At 62.3% G+C, this 7,389-nt stretch carries 9 protein-coding genes and 1 pseudogene; 7 read left to right on the forward strand and 3 right to left on the reverse strand.

The annotated features are described in order from the left end of the window. From AC1DUU_RS18355 to AC1DUU_RS18375, 5 genes are all read left to right on the forward strand, one after another. The coding region (locus AC1DUU_RS18355; RefSeq protein ID WP_476784838.1) for a sulfate ABC transporter substrate-binding protein at positions 1–696 on the forward strand (696 nt) is incomplete at its 5' end. Between the two features lie 81 nt (positions 697–777). Then, positions 778–1,599 (forward strand): sulfate ABC transporter permease subunit CysT, encoded by an 822-nt coding sequence (gene cysT / locus AC1DUU_RS18360; RefSeq protein ID WP_476784839.1) that lies wholly within the window; start codon positions 778–780, stop codon positions 1,597–1,599. A gap of 1 nt (position 1,600) precedes the next feature. Further along, positions 1,601–2,509, forward strand: a complete 909-nt coding sequence (cysW, locus tag AC1DUU_RS18365) for a sulfate ABC transporter permease subunit CysW (protein WP_476784840.1) — start codon at positions 1,601–1,603, stop codon at positions 2,507–2,509. Next, positions 2,506–3,528, forward strand: coding sequence for a sulfate/molybdate ABC transporter ATP-binding protein (locus AC1DUU_RS18370; protein WP_476784841.1), 1,023 nt, complete (start codon positions 2,506–2,508; stop codon positions 3,526–3,528). Before cysW ends, AC1DUU_RS18370 begins: the two co-directional genes overlap by 4 nt. A 174-nt stretch (positions 3,529–3,702) precedes the next feature. Beyond that, entirely contained in the window at positions 3,703–4,152 is a 450-nt protein-coding gene (locus AC1DUU_RS18375) for an RrF2 family transcriptional regulator (RefSeq protein WP_476784842.1), read from the forward strand. Positions 4,153–4,167: 15 nt separating this feature from the next. Here the strand turns inward: AC1DUU_RS18375 and AC1DUU_RS18380 are convergent, their stop codons facing one another. From AC1DUU_RS18380 to AC1DUU_RS18390, 3 genes are all read right to left on the reverse strand, one after another. Next, a complete protein-coding gene (locus tag AC1DUU_RS18380) occupies positions 4,168–5,085 on the reverse strand; it encodes an LLM class flavin-dependent oxidoreductase (RefSeq protein ID WP_476784843.1) in 918 nt (305 codons plus the stop codon). A 128-nt stretch (positions 5,086–5,213) separates the two neighbouring features. Beyond that, positions 5,214–5,366, reverse strand: coding sequence for a hypothetical protein (locus AC1DUU_RS18385; protein ID WP_476784844.1), 153 nt, complete (start codon positions 5,364–5,366; stop codon positions 5,214–5,216). A 331-nt stretch (positions 5,367–5,697) separates the two neighbouring features. Then, positions 5,698–5,970: a glycine zipper domain-containing protein gene (locus AC1DUU_RS18390; protein ID WP_476784846.1), complete on the reverse strand. Its 273-nt coding sequence runs from the start codon at positions 5,968–5,970 to the stop codon at positions 5,698–5,700. Between the two features lie 371 nt (positions 5,971–6,341). Between AC1DUU_RS18390 and AC1DUU_RS18395 the strand changes: the two genes are divergently transcribed. Then, positions 6,342–6,827, forward strand: a complete 486-nt coding sequence (locus AC1DUU_RS18395) for a hypothetical protein (protein ID WP_476784845.1) — start codon at positions 6,342–6,344, stop codon at positions 6,825–6,827. A 118-nt stretch (positions 6,828–6,945) separates the two neighbouring features. Further along, positions 6,946–7,389, forward strand: a pseudogene (locus AC1DUU_RS18400) (DUF1254 domain-containing protein); the annotation flags it as partial.

Consider the following 7,389-nt stretch of genomic DNA (forward strand, 5'->3'; position numbering starts at 1 on the left):
GACTGGAAGAAGGACTTCGCCAACCAGGCCTCGCCTTTCTATTCGCTGCCGTCCTTCCTCGTCCGCGCCGGCAACCCCAAGGGCATCAAGGACTGGTCCGATCTGGTCCGCGACGACGTCAAGGTGATCTTCCCCAACCCCAAGACCTCGGGCAACGCGCGCTACACCTATCTCGCGGCAACCGCCTACGCCAAAGAAGCGTTCAAGGGCGACGACGCCAAGGTGAAGGAGTTCGTGACCAAGCTGTTCGACAACGTACCGGTGTTCGACACTGGCGGCCGCGCCGCCACCACCACCTTCGTTGAGCGCAACATCGGTGACGTTTTGATCACCTTCGAGGCCGAAACCCGCTCGATCGCCAAGGGATACGGTTCCGACAAGGTCGAGAGCGTCATCCCGTCCGTCAGCCTGTTGGCGGAGTTCCCGGTCGCCATCGTCGACAAGGTCGTCGACAAGCGCGGTTCGCGCGATCTGGCCAAGTCCTATCTCGACTTCCTGTACACGCCTGAGGGACAGCGCATTGCCGCCCAGCACGGCAACCGCGTCCACGAGCCTGCCGTCGCTGCCGAATTCAAGGACCAGTTCCCCGAGGTTCGCCTGGTCACCGTCGAGAACGTCTTCGGCGGCTGGGACAAGGTCCAGAAGGAGCATTTCGGTTCGGGCGGCCTGCTCGACCAGATCTACGGCGAACGTTGACCCTCGCCACCCATTGTTGTTGAGAATTGGAGAGCCGGCCATGCCGGCTTTCCGCATTGATGTATCCAGGAAGGCATTTCAGTGGCGCGCCGCATTCTGCCAGGGTTTCCCCTGGCGCTGGGGATAACCCTCGTCTACGTCTCGATCATCGTCGTGCTGCCGCTCGGCGCTCTGGTCTTCAAGGCGGCCAGCCTCGGTTTCGAGGACTATTGGCGCATCGTCTCCTCGCCGCGCGCGGTTGCCAGCTACCGCGTCACAGCACTTTCGGCACTGGCCGCAACCGTCTTCAACCTCGTCTTCGGCATGGCGCTAGCCTGGGTCCTGGTGCGCTACCGCTTTCCCGGCCGCCGCTTCATCGACGCGCTCGTCGACCTGCCGTTCGCGCTGCCGACAGCGGTCGCCGGCATTGCCTTGACCACGTTGTTCGCCGAAAACGGCTGGTTCGGCTCGGTCCTTGCTCAAGCCGGTATCAAGGTCGCCTACACCCCACTCGGCATCATGGTCGCCATGGCCTTCACCAGCCTGCCCTTCATCGTCCGCACGGTTCAGCCGGTGCTGGAAGACCTCGACCCCGCGCTTGAGGAAGCCGCCCAAACACTCGGCGGCAGCGACCGCTCGATCTTTCTGCGGGTCATCCTGCCGCTGTTGGCGCCCGCCTTGCTCGCCGGCCTGTCCTTGTCCTTCGCCCGCAGCCTCGGCGAGTTCGGCGCCATCATCTTCATTGCAGGCAACCAGCCGATGTCCACCGAGATCACGGCACTCCTCGCCTTCATCCGGCTTGAGGAATACGACTACCAGGCCGCCGCGGCGATTGCCTCGGTGCTGCTCATCACTGCCTTCGTGATGCTTGCCGTCACCAACATTCTGCAGGCGCGCGCCCTGCGCTACACGGCGAGGGGTTGAGATGAGCGCTTCTATCAAAGGCCGCCCGCCGCGCGTCGGCGACGCACCAGCCTTCCGCCGCGCCCTGATCGGCATCGTGCTGACGCTGGTCGCCATCGTCATCATCGCCCCCCTGGCCGTCATCGGCTACCAGGCGTTTTCGCAAGGCATCAAGGTCTATGCCGCCGCGATCACCCATCCCGACACYCTGCACGCCATCTGGCTTACGGTCGTCACTGCACTGATTGCCGTGCCGATCAACACCGCCTTCGGCGTCGCCGCAGCTTGGGCGATCACCAAATTCGACTTCCGGGGCCGCCGCTTCCTGCTTGTCGTCATCGAGATTCCGTTCTCGATCTCGCCGATTGTCACCGGCGTCGCCTATCTCTTCGTCTACGGCCTGCAGGGCCTGTTCGGGCCGGCACTCGAATCCGCCGATATCAAGATCCTGTTCGCCCTGCCCGGCATCGTGCTCGCCTCGATGTTCGTCACCGCCCCCTTCGTCGCCCGCGAGCTGATCCCGCTGATGCAGGCGCAAGGGCGCGATCTGGAAGAAGCAGCAACATCGCTCGGCGCGTCGGGCTGGCGCACCTTCTTCTCCGTCACCCTGCCCAACATTCGCTTGGCACTGCTCTACGGCGTGGTGCTGTGCAATGCCCGCGTCATGGGCGAATTTGGCGCGGTTTCGGTCGTCTCGGGCAACATCCGCGGCCAGACCAACACGCTGCCGCTGCATATCGAGCTGCTCTACCACGACTACCAGACGGCTGGCGCCTTCGCCGCCGCCTCCATCCTGGCGCTGCTCGCTGTAGTCACACTCATCGCCAAGGTCCTGCTCGAACGCCAGGGCGCGGGCCGTGCCCGCCGCCGCCCTGCGCTTGCAGCACCAGTTGCTGCTCCAAAAACCGTTTCCGCTGAGGTTTCGTCATGAAAATCCGCCTCGACAATGTCGCGAAGAACTTCGAGACCTTCCGTGCCGTACGCGGCGTGTCACTGGAGATCGAAAGCGGCGAACTCGTCGCCCTGCTCGGCCCCTCCGGATCGGGCAAGACCACCATCCTGCGCATGGTCGCGGGCCTCGAATATTCCGATGCCGGTCACATCTATTTCGGCGACGAAGACGCCACCGACATTCCGGTGCGCGACCGTGGCGTCGGTTTCGTCTTCCAGCATTACGCGCTGTTTCCGCATATGACGGTGGCGGAGAACATCGCCTTCGGCATGAAGGTTTCCAAGACCCGCCGCGACAAGACCGCCATCGACACCCGTGTTGCCGAGCTTTTGCGCCTGGTCCAGCTCGACGGCCTGGGCGAACGTTTCCCCGGCCAGATCTCAGGCGGCCAGCGCCAGCGCGTCGCCCTTGCCCGTGCGCTCGCCGTCGATCCCAAGGTACTTTTGCTCGACGAACCTTTTGGGGCACTTGACGCAAATGTGCGCCGCGATCTGCGCCGCTGGTTGCGCGAAATCCATCAGGAGCTTGGCATCACCACGCTGTTCGTTACCCACGACCAGGAAGAAGCGCTCGACCTCGCCGACCGTGTCGTCATCCTCGACAAGGGCCAGATCGTGCAACAGGGCACGCCCGAAGACGTTTGCCGCAACCCGGCCTCGGCCTTCGTCATGAACTTTCTGGGCGACACCAACCGCTTTGCAGCGACCGTCTCGGGCGGCCATGCCCGGCTCGGCGACGCCAAAATCCCCGCGCCCGGCTTCCCCGACGGCCCCRTCGAAATCTTCCTGCGCCCAAGCGATCTCGGCTGGAATTCGGCAGGCGAAGGCATCCCAGCGACCGTCGCCCGGGTCATCGATCGGCCAGCTGGTCGGCGCATTCTTGCGGTCACGGCGTCGGGCGAAGCGATCGAACTCGACGTCACCCCCGAGACCCAGGTCAGCGCTCGTGAACAGGGCGTCATCACCATCGAGCGGGCCCGAGTCTACGCAGCAGGCTGAATCAGCCTGAAAACCCGCAAAACTTACGGAAAATCAACGTGTTTCGGCTTGTATATCAAGTCTGTGGAATTTATCTCTGGTGAAGGCCGGAATGCGATGGGGGACGAATCGTTATCCTCGGCAAGCAACCTCACGCTGCCACAAGCAGCCGAAAGCCGATGACACGCGTTCACCATGCTGACTAAAAAAGGCAAATACGGCCTCAAGGCCCTCGTCTACCTGTCCCAACTGCCGGCCGGCCAGCTCGCCTTCGTCGGCGACATCGCAACCGCCAACAAGATCCCGAAAAAGTTTCTGGACGCCATCCTGGGTGAACTGCGCAATGCCGGATTCGTCCAGAGCCGCAAGGGCAAGGACGGCGGCTACCGCCTCGCCAAGTCCGCCAGCGAGATCAAGATCGGCCATGTCGTGCGCGTGCTCGACGGGCCCCTGGCGCCAATCCCTTGCGCCAGCCGCACCCAATACCAGCCCTGCGACGACTGCGACGAGGCCACCTGCCAGATCAGGCACATGATGCTCGAGGTGCGCCAGGCCATCGCCGGCGTGCTCGACAATCGCAGCCTCGCCCAGGTGCGCGACGCCGCCAATGACGACATCCTGAGCGAAGCCTTGCACCACGCCTGAGGCGCGTCCATCGCCTCAGACGACCCGACGAAGCACCATTGGCCGGTTGCGACGGTGCGCTGGCGCTGGCTCGTGCCGCCTGAAGGCCTTGCGCAGCGGCGGTATGACCTGGCGCCCGAACGCCGCGATCGAGTCGGCGTCATCGAGTCCGTGAACGATGAAATCGGTCACGCCGAGCTCGACAAAGCCTGCCAGCGCCGAGACCATCTGTTCCGGCGCCCCACCAAGCTGCCATGCCTGGATGCCTTCGCCGACATGGACTGGCAAGGAAAAGCCAATGCGCTGCGCACGACCGAATGGATCGGCCGCGACCCGAACACGCTCGATCAGCCGGCCTGTGTCCTCGAACCCGCCTACTGGCAACTCGAACCGGTCGGCGTGACGGCCAGCGATTTTGAGCGCCGTACCAGACAATCCGCCGAGCTGTAGTGCAATGGCAGCGCCGTCGGCCGCCTTCATCGGCACAAAGCCGCCATGGATGCGATAGAACAAACCCTCATGGTCGAAGGGTCGGGCATTGCTCCACAGCCGCTTGAGCAGTGTCAGGTATTCGTCCGTCCGCCCCAGCGTGGCGACCAGGCCGCTATCGTCATTTGTCTCGCGCAGGTCGCGGCTCGGCGGCACCCGCAACGCCAACCGGCCGGAGCCAAGCTGGTCAAGGGTCGCAAACTGTCGGGCTGCAACGACAGGTGCCACGATACCCGGCCAATGCGAGGCAAGGACGGCGATCGACCGGGTGCTGCGTAACGCCAGCGATGCTAGGTCCATATTGGCGAGCAGGCCGCCCATGTCATCTATCATCACCCGGTCGAAACCGGATTGTTCGAGCAATCTGAGTTGCTGGACCGCAACCCCGGTATCGGAGAAGAATGAACTATGAAGTTCGTCGCTGTCGGCTGTGCCGCCCGGGCAATGGGTGAAGTCGATCTGCATCGCAAACTCCTTCATCTTGTCAGGAACAGTTTTTGGCGCCGCCCACGCCGGTTCACGCGCTACTCGCAAGAGCCTTCTTCAGTTGGGTTGAGAGAACATGACGCCACTTCCAGCGCCAATCAGAGCTGCTAGTGGACCAGTCCAACGACCATCGCCACRGTGAAACCGAACGACACCGTGAAGATGAGGTAGGACGCAAGCTGGGCAAATGCCACCGGCTTGACGGTCGAAGCCGCGTTCTGCGCGGGCCGGCCGTGTGAGAGATACTGGGTCTGTGCCATCGCAATCTCCATCATGCCGTTAGTCTATAAAAATAATAGACTTTGTCGATTGCTAATTTTGGCAAGATTGTGGAACGGCTTTGCCGGCGCACCAGCCGCGCGGAGCATTTTTTCCTTCAGGGGCGCCGCCCAATTCAGAAGCGGTGCGTTGCGGGCCGCCCGCAACGAACCTCAGAACAACGCAATTATCTAYTCAAAAACAAATAGATAAGGCTAAAATTGAGTCCTTGAAAAAGTTTGGGCCGGCGACAACCACCCTCCGAAAGGTGGTAAGAAATATCCCGAAGGTGCCTCGGCGCCTTCGGGATTTCGTTGTTTGTGGATAGCCGGCTCAGTAGTAGCCGCGCTGGCACGGCGCGACATAGGTACGGCCATAGCGGTCGCGGTAGCGACACTGGTTGGGCTCATTTGCGTTGCCAATCAGGCCGCCTGCGACAGCACCAACCGCGCCACCGACGAGCGCGCCCTCTGCGCGATTTCCGGGGGCGGCAACAGCACTGCCGATCGCCGCGCCGCCGAGGCCGCCAATGGCTGCACCCTGTTGCGTCTGCGAACAGGCTGCCAGCGGCACCAACAGTGCAAGACTCAAAACCAGTTTATTCATCATCATCTCTCTGAAAAAGCTTTGATTGTCCGCCCTACCTACAATGCACGACGGCAATTATCGATCCATGGCGCTTGTGGCGCGTGATCGCCGAGTCCCTTCGGGGCATGGAGATGCCTTGGCAATTCGGCATGAATCGGGCGACCGCGCAGCAACATCAAGGCGGGTCGGCCAACGGCGCCAGGCCAGTCGTCCGCATGCAACAGGCTTGTCTCGCCGCAAGATGAGCACTCTCCACGCACGCGAGCTTGAGAGACTGCGCTGGTCAGCTCCGATCGCCACCGCTGACCCCGGCTAATCTCATCATTGGAAATCCCGATTTTGCTGCGCTACGCAGAGTGCGAGCCGATTCGCCAAGCATTGGGACCATCATGAACAAGGCAGCCACTTCTTTTGCCCTCGTCGCCGTGCTGACGGCGCTGCTGATGGCTCTCAGCCTTGCTGTGGCGCGGCACGGCTATCCGTTCGGCATCACCGGCGTGAAGCGGCTGGACGACATCGCCAACGCCGACACGTTCCTGCCCCTGGCCGCGATCTACTTCTTTGCCGCCATGCTGATGATGATCCTGCCGCTCAAGGCCGCAAGTGTTGTTCTGCTTAACGCTGCGGATACGATCCATTGGGTTGTCGTTGCACTGTTTGCGACCATCGTCGGCTGTCTCGCGGCGCGCTGGGCCTTCGGACAGACAAGCGCGCCATGGGCCCTGCTCGACTGGCGCTTCCTGTTCGTCGCAGCGATCGTCGGCTGTCACCTGGCGATGAACGAACTCCGACGCAATCTCCTCTTGCGCAGCCTGTTCTTCGCCATCTTCGCCATCGCCACCCTGGCTTGCCTGTTGTGGTCGTTCCGCATCTGAGGGTGGTCGAGAGGCTGACTGAACATGAAAAAGGCGGTCCCAGGCCGCCCCCCGAGGCCGCCATTTTCATGTCGCCACAGCGCGTCTGCCATTCGCCCCGCGCGAAATCATGGGATCATTGGCAGCCATCGGTATCGTGAAGGGCAAGCCTTTCAGCCCCGACGAGCGGATGAAGAAAATCCTGACCGACGCGGCAGCGATTGGAAACGCAGCTGCGCGGACCCTGAATTTTAAGTGGCGTCCCTCCGACGGTGGCTATGATTACCCCAACTCGACGTGGTTCAACCCGCTTTTCCTCGGCGGTTACGACATGGAGACACCGCCGCCTGAGGTCAGTGCAGACGGCAAAATTATCCAGAATCCGCCGACGGGTGCGCGCACGCTCAACGTCCGTACCACCATGTTTTTCGGGTACACCTTCATAACCCCGGCAATGATCATGCGGCTGACGGACATCGGCTCGCAGTACATCATCCAAGCCGTCGACTCCAAAGGCGATCACTTCGACGGCAACAAGACGTACAAGGTTACGCTGCCTCCGAACGTCCCCGCAGGAAAATTC

This window comes from Aminobacter sp. P4_H6_2, from assembly GCF_056400805.1.